Raw genomic sequence first — 18,222 nt, 5'->3', positions numbered from 1 at the left:
ATGAAAAAGGCAAACTACGCGTCGCTGCTCGCCGTTGGATCATGTCTGGCAGTATCGGCAAGCGCACAGCAGGCTGCTCCGCCTGCGACGAGCCCGTCCGTCGTTTATCTCAACCAAGCTTGGTCGCAGGAAGATCGCGAGTGGTATTATAATTTCTCGCAGGGTTCCGCGATTATTACGTACGATCTTTATCTGAACCTGGAAGTCGCCAACAGCCAGGATTTGTTTCGATCCGACGCGAACAACAAGGCCCACGGACTTACCCCCCAATCCGCGAGCGCCAATAACAGGGATGGCTTGCCGATCGGCGTCACCAAGACCGCTGTTTCTGAAACCGTAAAGGGTTGGCCGGCTGGTGATTATGCTGGTCTGACCTGCGCCGCCTGCCATCAGGGGCAGCTGAACTACAAGGACAAGGCCATTCGCATTGATGGCGGCATCGCGACCGCGTTCGATATACAGAGGATGATTCAGAGCCTGAACGATGCGGTGCAGGCGACTTTGACCGATGCGGCGAAATTCGACCGTTTGGCGGGGCGGCTCGGAGCCACTGCCCCTGACGGGAAGGACAAGCTGCGCAAACGGGTTGAGAGCGAAGCGGAGCGGGTGAATCAGTATGCCACCCGAACGTCCCGCACTTCGCACCCATGGGGTCCCGGCCGCATGGACGCGCTCTCGCTGATCATCAATCGCACGACCGCGACACTACCGGGAATCCCCGAGAACTGGGCGATGGCAATTGCACCGGTCAAACCGCCGTTCCTATGGAACGCTCCGCAGGGATTATGGACACAGTGGGGCGCGTTCGCCCAGAATCCGATCGGTCGCAATTTTGGAGAAACGCTGGGCGTCTACCTGCCGGTTGACCTGAGCTCCAAATCTCCCGCCGAAGGACTGTTTCAGTCCAACGCAGCCATCCTCGATCTTGGGCGGGTCGAGAAGCAACTGGAACGACTGGCGCCGCCAAGTTGGCCGGAAGAGGTGTTCGGCAGGATCGACCGTGACAAAGCGAAGGTGGGCAAGGGCTTGTTCGTGGAGCTTTGCGCGAGCTGCCATAATGCCTGGCCTTATCGCTGGACCGAACCGAACAAACACGGGAAGCAATTCGTCCTCGTTGGACTGACTCCACAGACATATGTAGGCACCGACAGGGCCCAGATCGAGGCGCCGAAGCCACTGGCGTTTACCGGCGAATTGAGCAAATTCCTGCCCCCCGAATTCCGCGGCCAACCGTTCTTGCCGCCGATGCTGTTGAACGCACTGATTGGTGACGAGGTGCGCGGCCTGGCGATTGCAAAGCTCAAGCTCACCGAAGCCCAGCTATTGGACCTGCGCGGTTATCGCGAGCTTCCTACGCCACGCCCGGCGGAACATGTCTACAAGGCTGCTCCGCGGGACGGGGTCTGGGCTACACCGCCATTCCTGCACAACGGGTCGGTGCCCAACCTCTACGAGATGCTGATACCGGCGGCAGAACGCACCAAGAAATTCTACCTCGGCGGCGACTTCGATCCCGTCAAGGTGGGCCTCGATACCACCGCGACGTCCGGGACCTTCCTCGTGGATACGTCACTGTTGGGGAATTCGAACGCTGGTCACTCGTTCCAGAACGGGCCGCGCGGAAACGGCATCATCGGCCCCTTGCTGGCGGAACAGGAGCGCTGGGCGCTTGTCGAGTACCTGAAATCCATTCCGGAGGAGCCCGGCCGCGTGACGCCGTTCGGAGGCCCAGCGCAAGCCAGCCTTCCCCCGAGGCCGTGACCTTCGGGGCGCGTGGGGAATCGTCCGGCATCAGGCCGGGCGGTCGCGAGGTTTTGACAGCGTAAACGGGAGCCGGGCGATGTCCGATCATATCGATGGGCCGAGGCAGATCGGCGACCCCTCGGCCGATCTCACTGACCTGTTCGCGTTCACGAGCCCCGAAAACCCGGCTCGTACGGTGCTGGCCGCCAATGCCTTTCCGACCTGTGGTGCGGACGCGATCTTCTCCAATGCTGTCGGCTTCGCAATCGTGGTTCGTCGCGCGAAGGTAGCCGGGGTTGGCGAGGCAACGAAATTCGAGACGAGCGACCCGGAAATCCGGTTCTCCTGTCGGTTCGACGCGCTGGAACATGGCGCGGCCGGACAGCCTCCGATCCAGCGTGGCACCTGCACCCTGCCTGATGGTCAGACGCTTCGTTTCGTCGTCAACGACGAGCGCGGTGCGTCCACGCCCGATGGCGTCTTCAGGGTCTATGCGGGGGTGCGGTCTGATCCATTCATCCTCGCGTGGCTGCTCGGGGGCGATGGCATGAGGAAGTTCGAGAACCTCCTGTACAACGACAACGTGCTCTGCATCGCTATCGAATTTGATACGCAACGTGTGCTCGATCCCGACAGGGGGGCTCTTTTTGGAGTGATCGCCGAGACGGTGCCGTTGCCGCATGCCGGCGCTCTTGTTGGGCACGAACCGCCACGCCTCGATTGGGTCGGCCGTCCCGAACAGACCAATGTCCGGCTCAACAATGGTGGGCTGGCCGGCGTGGACGATCTGCGCGATCTCTGGAACCAGCAGACACCGTTTGCGATCGACGAAACGCTCAAGCCCCTGTTCCTTCAGCGCCTGAAGGACAGCCTGGCCAACTGGGATATGCGCGACGGCAGGCAGGATTGGACCCCGGCCGCGCTGGCATCCAACGCCAGCATGTTTCTCGACGACTTCATGCTGTTCGACGTGGCGAAGCCGATCACCGATACGAGCCATTTCGAAATCGAAAGAAGCACGCTGAACGGAAAACCCTATCAGACCGGCGGCGGACGCACCGTCGATGCCGATGTCATCGATGTGCTTCTGACCTGGCTGGTGAATCGCGACCGCACCCACCTCCAGGGCGGTACGACCAAGGCAACGAAGCCCGGCACCAGGAATTTCCCCTACTTCGCCACACCCAACACCGACTTGCAGACCATCATGGAAACCGTCGAGCTCAGTGCTCCACCCGACCGGATCTGGGACTTGATCGGACCATTCGGCGGCACCTGGCACCCGCTGGTCGCCCAGATCGTGCTGACGGGCACGGGTGTTGGCCAATTGCGCACGATCCAGACGACGGAAGGCAAGCAGATCATCGAACGTCTCGACGCAAGCGACAGCACGGCCAGATTCTACCGCTATACAAATATCGCAGGGCTGCCGGTGGCGAATTACACGGGAATGCTCTCGGTCAAGCCGAGTGGCTCAGGCAGCACCGTCGAGTGGCGCGCACAATTCGTTCCGAACGGCCAAGGCACGATTATCGTCAAGACGATCGTGTCGACGCTGTTCAAGACCGGGCTCGATAGCCTCAAGTCGCGCTTTTGAGGACAGGGGTATGATTGCGCAAGCAGAGTCCGACAACGTGGTCTTTCAGACCACCGACGGCGAGATCGCCGCGATTAATCTCAATAGCGCGCGCCTGCGTTCCTGGACGCGTTTCGATCAGGATCCGCAACGAACGGGCGTCTCCGAAACCGTACTCGAACATGAGCAACTGACGGCGCAACTCCTGGGCGACTTGTCCGCATTCGACCGCATGGAAACGCTGGCCGATCTGCTGGCGCGGCTCGACCCCTCGTCGCCACGGACCGCATTGATCCGGGCCCAGGTCGCGTCAGCCCTGCACCGTTTTGCCGAGGCGCGGGGACATGTGGCGCAAGCGAGCCTCGGCGAGGCTTCAGCGGCGGAAAATCTACTGCTGACGATCGATCAGGCCTGCGGCACCGCGCTGGACGCGGTGCTGGAGAAGCGGCGCCGTATCGCGGAGCAATCCGGGCTCTTGCCGGATCAGGTGGCGCTCGGCGCCCTGCTGGCCGATCTCGGGGACTTTGCCGGCGCCGACCAAATCTACCGGCAGGCGCTCCGCGACTACCGCGAGGTGTCGCCATTCCCCGTGGCCTGGGCCTGCTTCCAGCTCGGCGTGCTCTGGGGCGAACTCGTGCCGGAACCCGATTTGGCCCGCGCCGAGCGCTGGTACCGAAAGGCCGTCGCCTGCTTGCCCTGCTATGTGAAGGCCCGCGTGCATCTGGCCGAAATCCAGGCCGGTGACGGCCGGACGAGGGAAGCTGAAGCCACTCTTGTTCCCGCCATTGCAAGCGGCGACCCCGAAGTGCTCTGGCGCCTAGCCGATACGCTGGCCGTCTCCGACGAGAGGCGCAGCGAGGCCGACGCGTATCTGGACGCCGCACGCTCAGGCTTCGAAGCGCTCCTCGCCAGGCATCTGCTGGCCTTTGCCGATCATGGCGCCGAGTTCTACGCCGGCAGCGGTGGCGATGCTCGGAGAGCCTTCGAACTGTCGCGGATCAATCTCGAGAACCGACCGACGCTACGCGCCTTCGAGCAGGCTCATGAGACCGCCATTGGCGCTGGCGAAACCGAGGCCGCCGCCGCGATCGCCGCGTCGGCGCGTCGACGCTGGGCCCCCACGGCCGCGTTCCGACTGTCGTCGCTGGCACGACACGGTGCTGCCGAAACCGATGGAGCCGTCGCATGATGATCGACCGTCGCAGGTTCGTAGCGGGCGCAGGCCTGGCTGCCGTCACACCCGCCATCGCCTTGTCCTTGCCGCAACCTTCTCCGGCGCCGGCGACCGCAATCGCGCCTGTCCTGATGATCGCCGGCTGGAGCAATCCGGACGACGGCGACACGGCGGAGCAGGTGTGGCTGCGCGTCGGTCATGGATGGCGAACGGCCTGGCGATGATGAGACGAGGGCTCTGACGACGACACGGAAAGCTATGTGCGGAGAATCACCTTGGCCGACACGATCAAGCTATCCGTCAATGGCGAGGCACGTGTCCTAAGTATTGACGATCCCAATATGCCGTTGCTCTACGCGTTGCGCGAGCAGCTTGGCCTGCATGGCTTGCACTACGGCTGCGGGCTCGGTCAGTGCGGAGCTTGCACCGTGCACTATTACGGGGAAGCGTTGCGTAGCTGCCTCATGCCGGTCTCGGCGGTCGCCGGGGCCGAGATCGTGACCCTGGAAGGCCTGGGGACGGCGGAAAAGCCGCATCCGGTGCAGCAGGCCTTCATCGACGAACAGGCTGCCCAATGTGGCTACTGCATCAACGGCATGATCATGCAGGCGGCCGCGTTTCTTTCGACCACGAAGCGGCCGACGGAGGAACAGGCCCGACTGGCACTGGCGAGTAACCTCTGCAAATGCGGCACACATGTCCGGATACTGCGCGCCGTGATGCGCGCCGCCGAGCAGATGTCATGAGGGCGGGGGGGCAGATCTCCGGGGCGCCACTCTCTCGTCGTGCAGTCTTGACCTATGGCGGAGCGCTCGTCGTAACGTTCGAAGCCCTGCGATCACCGTCATGGGCGCAAGCCCCACCCGCGGCGAACGGCGGCGCGGCAGACGAAGTCGGCGGGTTCATCGCGATCGGTGCCGACGGGCTCGTCACGATCAAATCCGGGAAGGTCGAGCTCGGCACCGGTGCGCTTACCGCCATCGCCCAGATTGCGGCCGAGGAGCTGTCCATCCCGATGGGCCGGGTAACGATGATCCAGGGTGATACCGAACTCACGCCCAACCAGGGGCCCACCTATGCCAGCCTGACCATTCAGGACGGTGGCATGCAGATTCGCCGTGCTGCGGCCACCGCACGCGCCGCATTGCTCGATCAGGCTGCAATTCGCCTCAAGGTCGCCAAGGACATGCTCGAGGTGCGCGACGGCGTGATCACGCCCCGGCAAGGCGGCCAGGGCCTGTCATATGCCCAACTGGTCGGCGAACGTCGGCTGACGATCAAGGTCGATCCCGCCGCGGCGCTGAAGGACCCGAAAGATTACACGATCGTCGGCACGCCCGTGCCTCGCCTTGATATTCCCGCGAAAGTCCTTGGCAGGTTCACCTTCATCCAGGATTTCACGTTGCCTGGCATGCTGCACGCGCGGATGGTTCATCCAGCGGCGCTCGGCGCCAAGCTCGAAGCCTGGAACGACGCCGCCTGCCGCAAGATCACGGGCTATGTGCGGACGGTCCGCAAGGGCGACTTTCTGGCCGTAGTCGCCGGCAATGAATGGGCGGCCATCCGGGCATCGACCGCGATCGTCGCGACCTGGTCGGCCTGGGCAGGCCTGCCCGACGAGGCCAGGCTGTTCGAATATGTTCGCAGCTCGAAAGTCGTCCGCAATGAGGTCCTACAGAACACCGGCGATACGACCGGCGACGAGAGTGCGAGCGGCAGAATAATCGAAGCGACCTACGACCTGGCCCTCAATACGCATGGCTCGATCGGCCCGTCCTGCGCGGTGGCCGATTTCAAGGATGGTGTTCTCACTGTCTGGACACCGTCACAGGCGAGCCACCTGCTGCGGTCGCAACTCGCCACCATGCTGGGACTGTCGCAGGAGCGCGTGCGCTGCATCTTTGTCGAAGGCGCAGGATGCTATGGCCGCAACGGAGCCGATGATTGCTCGTCCGAAGCCGCGTTGCTTGCAAAGCTGCTCGGCCGGCCGGTCCGGTTGCAATGGATGCGAAGCGACGAACATGGCTGGGATCCGAAGGGGCCGCCGGTCCTGCTCGATTACCGCGCCAGTCTTGATGATCAGGGCCGAATTGCCAGCTGGCAATCCGACATCTTCCTCAGCGAACGACCGATGCAGCGCTCGGGTGCGACGCTCCTGGCGGCCACTCTCGCGAAACTGCCGAAATTCGGGTCGGGAGCCGGGGTGTATAATCCGGGCCTCGGCATCCCCTATGCCTTGGCCAACAGCAAGCTGACCGCGCATTGGCTCGCCGACACGCCGCTCCCGGCGGCATGGATTCGCGCGCCTGCACGCCTGCAGAACACGTTTGGCAATGAGAGCTTTCTCGACGAGATTGCGGCCGCAACGGCTGTCGATCCGTTCGATATCCGCACCCGGAATCTCAAGGACCCGCGCGGGCTCGAGCTGCTCGAGAGCCTGCGGAACCTCGCGCAGTGGGAGCCGCGCGGCTCGCGGCCGCGCGATGGCGGCATGCTGGTGCGGGGGCGGGGCGTGTCCTACGCCAAATACGAGCTGGTCCGGACCTATGTCGGGATCGTCGCCGATGTGACGGTCGATTGGTCGGACGGCCGGATCAAGGTCGATCGCGTCTTCGTCGTTCACGACTGCGGCCAGATCATCAACCCTGACGGGCTGCGCAATCAGATCGAAGGCAACGTCGTCCAGACGATCAGCCGGACGCTGGTCGAGCAACTCACCTTCAGCCGCAGTGCGGTCACGAGCCTCAACTGGGGTAGCTACCCCATCCTGACCTTTCCGAACGTCCCTCAGGTCATGATCGACCTGATCGACCGGCCAAACGAAGCGCCATGGGGAGCGGGCGAGCCGACTACTTCCGTCGTGCCCTCGGCCATAGCGAATGCGGTCTTCGACGCGACCGGCGTGCGCTTGCGATCGGTGCCGTTCAGAGCGGCCAAAGTTCTGGCGGCTATGCGCCTGGCGAAAGCGAGATAGCGGGATGAGCACCGTGGAAGCACAGGATCACGAAGGAGAGGACTACGTCTCCTCCGCTTTTCGGCGTGAAAACGTCGCCATCGTGGGCAGCCCCGACGAAATCCGAAGGGTCGCCGCAGAAGGCGTGAGCGGCGCCATGGCCGTTGCCGGCCTGGCGGTGGCCGCCATCCTCGTCATCTGGTTCGCCTTCCTCCTGTTCATCTATCTCCCGCGAGGCGCTGTTGACTGATCTGACAGGCGAATCCGAACGAAGATGGGCCTGGGTCGTCACCGGGGTCATGGTCCTCGTGCTTGCGGTGATCACGTTCAACGGCGTGCACTGGGCCGTGCAACCCCCGTCGAATGTCGAAACGATCGATGCGGATCGCCTCCATCTCGCCGGGGAGTTTGTCGAGACCAATCTGGGCACCGAGGTCGTGGCGGATCAATCGGTGGTCGTGCGCGTCGTCGCCGAGCAATATTCGTTCGTGCCGGCCTGCATCGTCGTTCCCACCGAGACCAGGGTGGTTTTCCGCGTCACCAGCCCCGACGTGGTGCATGGCTTCCTGATCGCCGGCACGAATGTGAACAGCATGGTGGTGCCCGGGTTTGTCTCCGAGGCGCGTACGCGCTTCGAGCGGCCCGGCGAACACCTGATGCCTTGCCAGGAATATTGCAGCGTTGGGCACCAGGGCATGTGGGCGCGGGTGAAGGTCGTCGATCGCCTCGAATTCGCCCGATCCTATGGCGGCAGATTGCGAGCGTCCTGTGCAGGGTAGCAACCGCCTCGTGCTCGCCCATTTCTGGACCGCCTTCGCGGTCTTCGCCGTCATGATTCCGCTCGGCGCCTGGCAGATGCTGGTGCGTAGCCCGCTGCATCGGTGGATAGACCCGGAACTCTACTACCGGGCGGTCACGGCGCACGGCACCTCGCTCGCCTATGTCTTCCCGACGCTCGTTGCGATGGGCTTTGGCTATGCGGTCTGCGCGGTGTCGCTCGGCCGGCCGATGCACGGGGCGCGGCTTGCCTGGGCGTCTCTCGGACTGGTGATCGCCGGGGGCGTGCTGGCGATCGCGACCGTGGCGGCCGGCAAGGCGACTGTTCTCTACACCTTCTATCCACCGCTGCTGGGCAGCCCGTATTACTACCTGGGCATCCTGATTGCGGTGATCGGTTCATGGATCTGGGTCGGCCTGATGATCTCGCATTTCAGGCGCTGGAAGCGTGATTATCCGGATCTCCCGGTTCCGCTGGCGATGTTTGCCACCACGGCCGGCGCATTGCTCTGGGCCTGGACGTCATTGGGAGTCGGGGCGGAGATCGTCTTTCTGATCCTGCCCAATGCCTTCGGCTGGACGGACACGATCGACCCCGCCCTTGCGCGTCTGCTGTTCTCCTGGACCTTGCATGCCATCGTCTACTTCTGGCTGATCCCCACCTATATCGCCTTCTACGTGCTGCTGCCGCAGGCCGCCGGCGGCCGGCTCTACAGCGACAAGATGGGCCGGATCGCCTTCCTGCAACTGCTGATCTTCGCGATGCCGATCGGCCTTCATCATCTCTTCGCCGATCCGCAGATCGGTGCCGGCTTCAAGTTTCTCCATGCGGTCTTCACGGGAATGGTGGCGGTCCCCACGCTGCTCACGATTTTCACCATTTGCGCGTCTCTCGAAATCGCGGGCCGCCTGCGGGGCGGGCGCGGTCTTTTCGGCTGGATCGCCGTTCTGCCATGGGACCGCCCACTGGTGCTGGCTTCGGTGCTTTCGCTGGTCATGCTGGGCATGGGTGGGGCCAGCGGCCTGATCAACATGAGCTATGCGCTCAACCTGACGATCCACAACACCCAATGGGTCACCGGGCATTTCCACCTGATCTACGGGGGGGCGATCGTGATCATGTATTTCGCGATTGCCTATGAACTCTGGCCGCGCCTGACCGGTCGCCCGCTCGCATCGCCGCATCTCGTCCGGCTGCAGCTCTGGACCTGGTTCGTCGGCATGATGGTCGTCACGCTACCCTGGCATCTGGTCGGTGTCATGGGACAGCCGCGGCGCATGGCCTATTTCGACTTCACCAATTCTGCACTCGCGCCTCAGGCGATCTGGGTGAGCGTGTCGACGGTCGGCGGCTTCATTCTTGTGGTCTCGGCGATGCTGCTCGTGGGCGTGCTGGTCGCATCTCATCGTGCGCCGAAAGCCGCGATCCCGCCGCTGAGATTTTCCCTTGCGGTCAATCCTCCTCTCCGATTGCCCAAATCCCTGAACAGTTTCGGGGTCTGGACGCTGCTGGTCGTGGCCCTGACCGCCGCAAATTATGGCTATCCACTGGCCCAGTTTCTTTTCCTGAACAGGACGAGCGTTCCTGCCTATTCGAGCCAGGTACGATGAGCAGCGGGGGGCGCCAAGCATCGCGCGATTCCCGGTTCGCCGTATGGATCAGCGCCACCGTCGCGCTGTTCATCGTCGCGGTGCTGATCGGCTTCATATGGTTGCCATCCGTCCAGAGGGGCGCCGAAGGTCTCGATCTCTGGAGCGTGATTTGCCGTGCAGTCGGCCTGCCCAACGCAAGTGCGCGGGCTCCCGTCGCGATAGCCGCACAGCCCGCTTCGACGGTTGCCTGGACCGCCTCGACGCGACAGCAGCTTGCGCAAGGTAACGCGGCGCGCGGTGCAGCGCTTGCGGTCAACTGCAACAACTGCCACGGCCTGAACGGCATCAGCACTGACGCGGCCTTCCCAAATCTCGTCGGTCAGAGCGCGGACGCGATCTACAAGCAGCTCGCGGATTACCGGAGCGGCAAGCGCAACCCGGTGGTAATGGGAGTATTCGTCTCATCCCTGTCGGAGCAGGATGTTTTCGATCTCGCGAAGCACTTTGCGTCGCTCTCGCTCCCCGTTGCCGGGCCTCCGGAAAAGAGCGATCCAGCGACCTCCAACGTCCGAACCCTGATCGAAGTCGGCGATCCCCGGCGAGGCATGGCGCCCTGTGCGGCATGTCACGGACCGCTCGGCTTGACGATTGGCGCTCCGAGCCTGCGAGGCCAGCAGCGTGCCTATCTCGAACAGGAACTGCAGGCCTTTGCCACGGAGAGCCGCCGCAATGACATCAGGGAGCAAATGYGCTCCATCGCTCGCCAGCTGACGAGCGCAGAGATCGCGATGATTGCTGCCTATTATTCCGGCCTTGGCCAGCAATAACCGCGGGGAAGCGTTGCCTCATCAAAAAGGATTGCCGGCGCGCGGCCTGCTGATTGCAAGCGGGTATCGGTTCCTGCTGGGCTAGCCTCGCGAAACCATGCGAGGGGGAGTGAGGAATGGGCCGAACCAGTCGCGGCTGCCATGGTGCAGCCCTAACCAGAACGGTACTGGGTTGAACGTTCGATGCGGCGTGTTCGCCGGGCTATTTCGGAAACAGGAACTGCACCTGGGCCCGGAGTTGCCAGTCGGCGCCGCCGCTGGGCTTTGCGACATTGTAATAGGCTGCAAGCTGCGCGTTGATGGCCTGATGGCCGATCTTGAACACGCGCCCGAAACCGCCTCCAATCGGCACCGTCCAGCGGTCGCCGTGGCCGGCTTCCCAGTCGGCGGTGATGATGGGAGACGAGGTCAGATACCAGCCGCCGTGGAAATTGTAGTTCACGAAGGGCTGGAGCGTCATCGCATTGACCGCGCTGCGGTTGCTCTTGCCCGCGAAGGACCAGACATTGTTGGCGAGGACGCCGACGACCCAGGGCCCTTCGATCGCCAGGGCAACGAAGGCCGGGCCCGCCGAGTACTTGCCGCTGGTGAGGGTCTTGTCGGTGCCGGTCGGGAATACGAAGGTCGGCCCGATGCCCCAGATGATGCCGTGCGTCGGCTGCTTCGGCGAGAAGAAGAAGCTCGGGTTGATGTCGCCGAGGCCGAACTCGCGGTCACCATTCACCGTCAGGGCCGGTTGCGAGATCACCGGCGTGATCCAGCGCGTGATCAGGTTCCAGTCCTTGTTCAGCGTGATCGGGATCACGGGCTGGATGTTGAGGACATTCTGCAGCTGCCTATGCGGCCCGACATTGAAGTTGAAGTTGTTCTGGAAGGGCAGGCTGATCATGTCGGCAACGGGGTTCTGCGCCGCCTTGGCCAGATCGGCCGTGCTGTTCGTCGAAGCCTCCGCCAGCGCTCCTCCCGAACACGACAAGGTCGCGAAGAGTGTCAGTCTGGCTAAGCTGAACAACGTCCTCGCGCTCACGGCCGGAAATTCCTTCATCGACAATAAAGCTGCCGACGGCCAAAACCGGTTTCCCGTTTGCCCGCGGCACTTATACTGTGCGACAAAACAGCAATCGGATTTCGAGACCACTCATTTTGCGCCAACTTTACGGTATTCCGGAGTGTCCAGCGCGTGTCTGAAATCCCCGTCATCTCCAGCCATATCCTGCACGGCCTGCCAGCGTTCCTGCGGCATGAACTCGGGGAGAGGGCGCTTCTGCGGGCGAACCGTGCGGCAGGCTTCGATATCGAGCTGACCGAGGGCCGCAATTGCTTCATCCCGCATGCCGCAGTGCTCGGCTTCGTGAATGCCGCCGCGAGAGTCGCCGGCGAGCCCAATCTCGGGTTCCTGATCGCCCCGATGATGAACGCCGGCAACTATGGCTGTTTCGGGCGCTATATCCTGGGAGCCGAGACGCTCGGCCACTCCATCGAGCGGGCGATTGCGGCCCTTGGCTATCACAGCACCCACGACCGGATGTCGCTCGCGATCACCGGCGACGAGGCGCGCTACAGCTATGTCTTTGCGCTCGCCGRCCACGCTGGCTACGAGATGATCGCCGGTGCGGCGGCCGGCGTTCTGCTCAGCGTCATCAGGGCCTATTTGCCGTTCGACTGGCGGCCGCTGCGCATCGAGCTCAATATCGAGAGGCCGCGCCAAACCGGCCTGTTCGAAGATCTCTTCCACTGCCCGGTCCTGTTCAACGCGCCGGCCGTGACGATCGTCATCGAACGCCATCTCTTGTCGGCTGCTCCGAACCGCGGGTCATGGCCCATTGTCACCATCGAGGACGTKGCGCGAGACCGGCCCGGCGGAGCGCCACACGATCTGCTCGACGTCGTCATGGCACAGGTCCGGGCCCAGGTTCTCACCGGCAGCGTCTCGATCGATCGGGCTGCGCGACCGATGGGGACCAGCGTCCGGACGTTGCAGCGCGAGCTGAACCGGGCCGGCACCGATTTCCGCAGCCTGGCAAACGCGGCACGGCTCCAGCGCGCGACCGAATTGCTTCGGCACATGAACGGCTCGATCACCCGTGTTGCGGCGGAGATGGGCTATTCCTCTCCCGCCAATTTCGCGCGCGCCTTCCAGAAGGCGACCGGCCGCACACCCCGGGAGTTTCGCTCGGACATGTAGTCGCGCACCGTTCCGCAGTACCCCGCAGCTCTGCGATCCGCACCGGCTGTAGGACGGGTTCTCGGAGCGTCATCGCCCTCAACCTGCTCGTTCGAAGGTGATCATGTTCTGCAGGGGGTCGGCAGATGTCAGCCTGACCCGGATCCTATCGCCCGGCTTGCTGTCCTGCCCGCGAACCCGCGCGACCACCGGCAGCTCGCAGAGCTGGATGCGCAGGCCGTGCTCATCCGCGTCGGTCACGACCGCCTCGAACGCGGTTCCTTCGCTGCCCTGGAGCATAAGAGCTTCGGCCAGATCGATGACGTCCCGGTCCACTTGACCGTCGCGCGCATCGGCCCGCGCCATCACCGCAGGCAGTTGTTCGAATGCGGCCGATACCGCTGGCGGAACCGGCTGGCCGTTCGCCACCGCCAGGGCGGCGCGCACCACATAGCGATCGGCGAGACGGCGCAGCGGTGCCGTGGCATGCGCATAGGTCGCCGCCATCGGCGCATGCCACGGCACGATGCCTTCGCGATAGGGAACATAGCTCGCGCCGCCGCTAGCCCTCCGCACCGCCAGCATGAAGGCCGCGTGGCTGCTGTCGGCGGGATTCAGCGTCTTCTCGAACTGGACGAGCGTCTCCATCTCCGGCCATGACAGGCCCAGGGCGCGCGCGGTCTGGCGCAGGCGCTGGACGGCCTTCTGATCCGGTTCCTGCATGACCCTGAACAGGCCGGTCCGGGCTGTCAGGAGTGCAGCCGCGATCGCGATATTGCTGGCCAGGGACAGGGTGGCGTTCTGCTCCTCGGCGCGTAGGCGCGGGCGGAAGATCAATTGGTAGCGGCCGTCGCCGAGAGCATCGACCTCCTGTTCAGGTGGGTCCACGCGCGCTGCGCCGCGCCGGCTCTCGGCAGCCTCGATGCGGCGGGCCAGTTCATCGAAATCGGGCGGCAGATCAGACGCGCCGACCCTGTCATAGGCGAGCTTGGCGGTGCTGCGGATGACAGCCCGCTCTGCATTGTCGAGATGGACGTTGCCATCGGTGTCGATCCGGGTGGTGAAGATCACCGCCGGCCGAGGTCCGGTGGGCAGGAGGCTCGCGGCGCCCTCGGCGAGAACCGGCGGATACAGCCCGACCTTGCCGTCCGGCAGATAGAGCGTCGTGCCGCGCTGCCACGCTTCCCGGTCGACCGCGTCGCCATCGTCGACGAACCAAGCGACATCGGCGATGGCGTAATGCAGCAAAAGGTCGTTGCCGCTGCGCTCGATCGTGAAGGCCTGGTCGAGATCCGTCGATGTCGCGGGGTCGAGCGTGACGAAAGGCCGGTCCGTGCGGTCGACATGCGCGGTCGGCGCGCGATGGGCAGCAGTTTCCGCCGCTGCAAGAACCGCGGGCGGAAACTGCTCCGGCACGCCGAATTGGCGGCGTATCGCCGCCATTCCACCGATCAGCGCATTGGTGGAATCAATGAGGGTCTTCATCCTCGCGAGACCTCTGCCCGTTGTTGAGCTGCTGCGAAGCAGCCCGCGCGAAGGTTCGCGAACTGCTATAGTTGCAACCGTTTGGGCATCACATGCAACGATAGCGATCGGTCATGTCGAGCGATGCGCCTCAGACTGGATCGGGGCGCACTTCGCTTCCCGCAGACGTGGGGCGCAATTTGCTCGACTCGAGATAGGCACGCCGGTGGGATCGACGATCGACCTGCGCCTCGCGAATAGCCTGTTTCCAGTGTCACGCCCGCGTGCCCGCTAACTCAGGTTGTTGCCCCAGATCATGATCGACAGCGAGAAGGTGATGAGGCCGATGACCGCCAGGATGAACGCGCGACGACGGGTCCCTGCCTCGCTGTGGTTCAGGCCGGTCAGCAGTGTTGCAAGCGTCCAGAGGCCCGTGAATGCCAGAAGCACCAAGGTGTAAACTGGGCCGGAGAGGTCATAACCGCCCCCTCCGATCGATGGATGTTCTGAAGGGCCGGGGCTGAGGCTCCAAACCAGAACGCCCACGACCACGACGAAGGCGGTAAGCCATACGTAGAACCCCCTGCCTTTCAATCAGCCCTCCTCAGGCTTCCGACGGTCCGAAAGGGAACCGAGCCCCATTTTGTTTGGGCAGCTTTCCCAGATACGGACGGTGGCCGCATAGCCTCGGAATGACAGAAGCTGGCGCGTCTCACGTCGCAAATGCTTCGCGACACGGACGGCGTGTGGCTGCGCGGCGATCCCTGCGTCTTGGTAGCATCGACCTTTGGCAGGAGGCCACTCGCGCGCGCTGGCCGCGTCTTCAGCCGTCCCTATCGAAATCGATCAGCTGTCCATCGGCTGCAAACTCGGCATCGAACTTGATCCCATCGGCAAGGCGGCCTTCGATCTTGATGCGTCCGCCTCGCTCGAACTCAATCCTTTCGAGCGTAGCACCGGCCGGCCAGGACGGGTTTTGCAGCACCGGGGCCGGAACCAGCGAGCGGATCTGGTCAATGGGAAAGAGGCCGCGCCCCCGCGCTTCGATTTCATCGATTTCCCCGTTCTGCTCCAGTTCGACCTTGATGCGAGCGCCGCCGGGCAGGGTGCCGTAGACATATCTGCCATAGGCGATGTGCGGCTTCGGGCGGGTCTGAATGTCGGTCAAGCCGAGATCCACAATCGACCGCGGGAGATCCTGGGCGGCAAGCAGGCCGGGCCAGGCGAAGCTTGCCGCAAGGGCCGTGGCTACGAAGATGCGCTTCATCACTTCCATTCCTCTCCGCTGTCGGTCGCGCAGCAGGCCGGCTGTCGACGTCGCGACACTCCGCCGAGATTGTCAGAGATGGGCCGGAAGCAGAAGTCGTCCTAACCGACGGGGGGTGACCCGCTGAGCGGCTCCAGTATCTGGCGGCACCGGTGCCGGAGGCCGCCGCTGCCGCCGATGACGGTCCCTATTGCTGGGACAGAATCCACTTCACCAGACCTTCGGCCTCCTCGGGCGAGACGCCAGGTTGAGGCGGCATCGGCATCTGACCCCAATTGCCGCCCCCGCCCTTCATGATCTTCTCGCTCAAGGTCTTGAGCGCGGCTTCGTCCTTGGCATAACGCTCGGCCACGGCCTTGTAGGCTGGACCGATCATCTTGCGTTCGATGGAATGGCAGGCGACGCAGTTCTTGCTCCTGGCCAGTTCGGGGCTTGCGAAAGCGGGCGAGGATGCCAGAAGCGCGACGAAAGCGGCTGCGGCGAGGTGGCGAAAGTCAACCATGGACCAGGCTTCCCATCATGCGCGATCCGGATCGGTCGGTATCGCGGAACAGTGGTCGAAACGAAGCGGACAGCACCAACGCAAGGATCATCATCGGCTCTCCGGTCGGGGCGGCCAGGCACGCGATGATCTGCGGGACATGCGCTGAAACGCGAGCGCTGCCGGAGCCGGCACTTGTCCGCCGCCAGGCGAGAAGCCCAAGCTCCATCTGTCCGTATCGTCTCGTGCTGGTCGCTGTCCGAAGCGGTTGCGAATGCTGATCGCGTCAGGTCTGCGGGCGCGGCCAGGCTGGGCCCGCAGACGGAAGGTCGGCCGCGCCGCCGCTGCGGCAGGCGCGGCTGCCCATCAGGCTCAGTTGGGCTTGAGCTGGTAGACGTCGCCCTGGTCGGTGGCCACGTACATGCTGCCGTCAGGCGCCTGCACGACGGAGCGGAAGCGTCCGGCCGGCATCGGCAGGGACACCGTGCTGCGCGTGGCGGACGCGCCATCGGGCGTGATGTTGAGCACGTCGAGGCGGTTGCCGACCGGCGTTCCGTGGATGCCGATGCCCATGAAGGTCACGACCATCCGGCCGTTCCAGTCCTTCCATTGCGGGCCGTTCAGGAATACGCATGACGACATGCCCTGCGAAAGCGTGTCGTTGTTCCAGGCCGGCTTCATCGCGTTGGGATAGGTCTTGGTGTCGGTCATCGGCATGAAGGCCGAGCGCTCCTTCGGATCCACTGCGCCCATCTGGTTCGGCGAGTATCCGCAATAATTGTCGGGGCAGTCGGCGCGCCCGGCGATGTTCGGGCGCGGATCCCAGCCCGCGTTGCCGCCGGCGGTCAGCGCCGTCACCTCGTCGCTATGCCAGGGGCCGTTCTCCGCCGTGTAGGGCTGGTTGGTGCCGGGCCGGAAGCAGATGCCCTGCGGGTTGCGGTGGCCGTAGGTGAAGACGCGCRTATCGAAGCCCTGTGGCGGGTTGTTGCCGGGCGCGGCCTTGCCGTCCCGGTCGATGCGCAGCACTTTGCCCCCAATGCGGGTCGGGCCCTGCGGCACCTCGCCATTATGGGTGTCGCCCGTCGTCACGTAGAGGAAGCCGTCCGCGGGGCCAAAGCGCAGGCGCCCGCCATTATGCGCGCCGGCATCGCCGAAGGGATGGTTGCTCGGCGCCGCCTTGTAGGCGATGTCGGTGACGATATCCTGCCGGTTCGAGACCTTGGTCAGATCGGGGCTGACCACGAGCCGCAGCACCCGATTGGTTCCCGGCGCGGTGATGTTCGACGCCGAGGACACGTAGATGAAGCGGTTGTTGTTGAAGTCGGGGTCGATCGCGACGCCGCTCATGCCGGCCTGGCCGCTGCAGAAGAGGTCGGACGCGGTCTCGGGGTAGTTCTTGGAATCCTTGATGCCGAGCAGGGCGTTGATCTTGCCGGAGGGGAGCCGGACCGAGAGCCCACCGCATTTCTCGGTGAAGAACATCGTGCCGTCGGGCAGGAAGGCCATGTCCCAGGTCAGCTCGCGTCCGGACATCACCGTGGTGCTGGTGAGCCCGGGCGTTCCGCCGGGGCTTTGGGCCGTCGCCGCCCCGGATAGGGCGAATGAAGCCAGTAACGTATAAGGCAACACGAAGCGAATACGTCGAGTCATCGATGTCTCCTCCGAGTTATTGTGCATCCCTGTAAAGGCCAGCGATCCGCTGGATCCTGGGCCGAAAGCATTGTTCGACAGGTCGATTGTTATGCGAGCGTCCAATGTCGTGCAACATCGTTTCGCGTCGAGGTGGTGCGTCGATTCCGCGGCAGAGACGCTGGGGCAGCGCTAAGCTTGCTTGGCTAACGCGAGCGTCAATATTGGAGATGACGAAAAGTCTTACGCAAGAGGATAGGCCGCCGGATGCGGCGCGATATGCCGTTATCCGAGGGCACGCCCCAATTGCATGCCGCGATGACGATAGGTGAATTGATGATCGCTGAGTCGTGGTTCGCTCTGAGTGCCGACGGTCTGGAAAATGGGCAGATATAGACTGGAGAATTTCCAGATTAGTCTCGGCCATATCCGGGAGCTACTTTGCGAGGCTCGCCAGCCCGGGGCCGGATCGCCGGGGAGGGCGCCCGGGCCCGGTACGCCCCGGCCCCAATCTCGGCCAGCTCGCATGGTGGCGAGGCGCAGCATCCGCCGTTCGCGTCGCAATACGCGTCCT

17 protein-coding genes are annotated in these 18,222 nt (G+C 63.9%); 11 read left to right on the top strand and 6 right to left on the bottom strand.

Going from position 1 to position 18,222, the window contains the following annotated elements:
- The 10 genes from AC1DRP_RS12910 to AC1DRP_RS12865 all read left to right on the top strand — a co-directional run bounded on the left by AC1DRP_RS12910 (position 1) and on the right by AC1DRP_RS12865 (position 10,643).
- Positions 1-1,761, top strand: coding sequence for a di-heme-cytochrome C peroxidase (locus AC1DRP_RS12910; protein ID WP_441508427.1), 1,761 nt, complete (start codon positions 1-3; stop codon positions 1,759-1,761).
- Positions 1,762-1,840: 79 nt separating this feature from the next.
- Positions 1,841-3,340 (top strand): DUF4331 family protein, encoded by a 1,500-nt coding sequence (locus AC1DRP_RS12905; protein WP_476768653.1) that lies wholly within the window; start codon positions 1,841-1,843, stop codon positions 3,338-3,340.
- A gap of 10 nt (positions 3,341-3,350) precedes the next feature.
- Positions 3,351-4,508, top strand: coding sequence for a hypothetical protein (locus AC1DRP_RS12900; protein WP_476768652.1), 1,158 nt, complete (start codon positions 3,351-3,353; stop codon positions 4,506-4,508).
- Entirely contained in the window at positions 4,505-4,717 is a 213-nt protein-coding gene (locus AC1DRP_RS12895; RefSeq protein WP_476768651.1) for a twin-arginine translocation signal domain-containing protein, read from the top strand. The genes AC1DRP_RS12900 and AC1DRP_RS12895 overlap by 4 nt, the downstream gene beginning before the upstream one ends.
- Before the next feature lie 51 nt (positions 4,718-4,768).
- Positions 4,769-5,239, top strand: a complete 471-nt coding sequence (locus tag AC1DRP_RS12890) for a (2Fe-2S)-binding protein (RefSeq protein WP_441493121.1) — start codon at positions 4,769-4,771, stop codon at positions 5,237-5,239.
- Entirely contained in the window at positions 5,236-7,467 is a 2,232-nt protein-coding gene (locus tag AC1DRP_RS12885) for a xanthine dehydrogenase family protein molybdopterin-binding subunit (protein ID WP_476768650.1), read from the top strand. The genes AC1DRP_RS12890 and AC1DRP_RS12885 overlap by 4 nt, the downstream gene beginning before the upstream one ends.
- Positions 7,468-7,471: 4 nt before the next feature.
- Positions 7,472-7,696, top strand: coding sequence for a hypothetical protein (locus AC1DRP_RS12880; protein ID WP_476768649.1), 225 nt, complete (start codon positions 7,472-7,474; stop codon positions 7,694-7,696).
- On the top strand, positions 7,689-8,225 hold the full coding sequence (locus tag AC1DRP_RS12875; RefSeq protein WP_441493118.1) for a cupredoxin domain-containing protein: 537 nt from the start codon (positions 7,689-7,691) through the stop codon (positions 8,223-8,225). Before AC1DRP_RS12880 ends, AC1DRP_RS12875 begins: the two co-directional genes overlap by 8 nt.
- Positions 8,215-9,834: a cbb3-type cytochrome c oxidase subunit I gene (locus AC1DRP_RS12870; RefSeq protein ID WP_476768648.1), complete on the top strand. Its 1,620-nt coding sequence runs from the start codon at positions 8,215-8,217 to the stop codon at positions 9,832-9,834. The genes AC1DRP_RS12875 and AC1DRP_RS12870 overlap by 11 nt, the downstream gene beginning before the upstream one ends.
- Positions 9,831-10,643: a c-type cytochrome gene (locus AC1DRP_RS12865; RefSeq protein ID WP_476768647.1), complete on the top strand. Its 813-nt coding sequence runs from the start codon at positions 9,831-9,833 to the stop codon at positions 10,641-10,643. The genes AC1DRP_RS12870 and AC1DRP_RS12865 overlap by 4 nt, the downstream gene beginning before the upstream one ends.
- A gap of 202 nt (positions 10,644-10,845) precedes the next feature.
- Here AC1DRP_RS12865 and AC1DRP_RS12860 read toward each other — a convergent pair whose 3' ends face one another.
- Positions 10,846-11,670, bottom strand: coding sequence for a hypothetical protein (locus AC1DRP_RS12860; protein WP_476768646.1), 825 nt, complete (start codon positions 11,668-11,670; stop codon positions 10,846-10,848).
- 153 nt (positions 11,671-11,823) lie between these two features.
- Between AC1DRP_RS12860 and AC1DRP_RS12855 the strand changes: the two genes are divergently transcribed.
- Positions 11,824-12,828, top strand: a complete 1,005-nt coding sequence (locus tag AC1DRP_RS12855; RefSeq protein WP_476768645.1) for a helix-turn-helix transcriptional regulator — start codon at positions 11,824-11,826, stop codon at positions 12,826-12,828.
- A 78-nt stretch (positions 12,829-12,906) separates the two neighbouring features.
- Here AC1DRP_RS12855 and AC1DRP_RS12850 read toward each other — a convergent pair whose 3' ends face one another.
- The 5 genes from AC1DRP_RS12850 to AC1DRP_RS12830 form a co-directional block, all read right to left on the bottom strand.
- A complete protein-coding gene (locus tag AC1DRP_RS12850; RefSeq protein ID WP_441507306.1) occupies positions 12,907-14,292 on the bottom strand; it encodes an RNB domain-containing ribonuclease in 1,386 nt (461 codons plus the stop codon).
- A 270-nt stretch (positions 14,293-14,562) separates the two neighbouring features.
- Entirely contained in the window at positions 14,563-14,865 is a 303-nt protein-coding gene (locus AC1DRP_RS12845) for a hypothetical protein (RefSeq protein WP_441507307.1), read from the bottom strand.
- 229 nt (positions 14,866-15,094) lie between these two features.
- The gene (locus AC1DRP_RS12840; RefSeq protein WP_441507308.1) at positions 15,095-15,538 is read right to left on the bottom strand and encodes a hypothetical protein; all 444 of its coding nucleotides are present in this window, start codon (positions 15,536-15,538) and stop codon (positions 15,095-15,097) included.
- 187 nt (positions 15,539-15,725) lie between these two features.
- On the bottom strand, positions 15,726-16,040 hold the full coding sequence (locus AC1DRP_RS12835; protein ID WP_441507309.1) for a c-type cytochrome: 315 nt from the start codon (positions 16,038-16,040) through the stop codon (positions 15,726-15,728).
- A gap of 351 nt (positions 16,041-16,391) precedes the next feature.
- Complete coding sequence (locus AC1DRP_RS12830) at positions 16,392-17,669, bottom strand: PQQ-dependent sugar dehydrogenase (protein ID WP_476768644.1); 1,278 nt, start codon at positions 17,667-17,669, stop codon at positions 16,392-16,394.
- Positions 17,670-18,222 lie beyond the last annotated feature (553 nt).

The organism is Allobosea sp. 01N443 (assembly GCF_056399325.1).
This window is presented reverse-complemented; position numbering and strand designations above follow the sequence as displayed.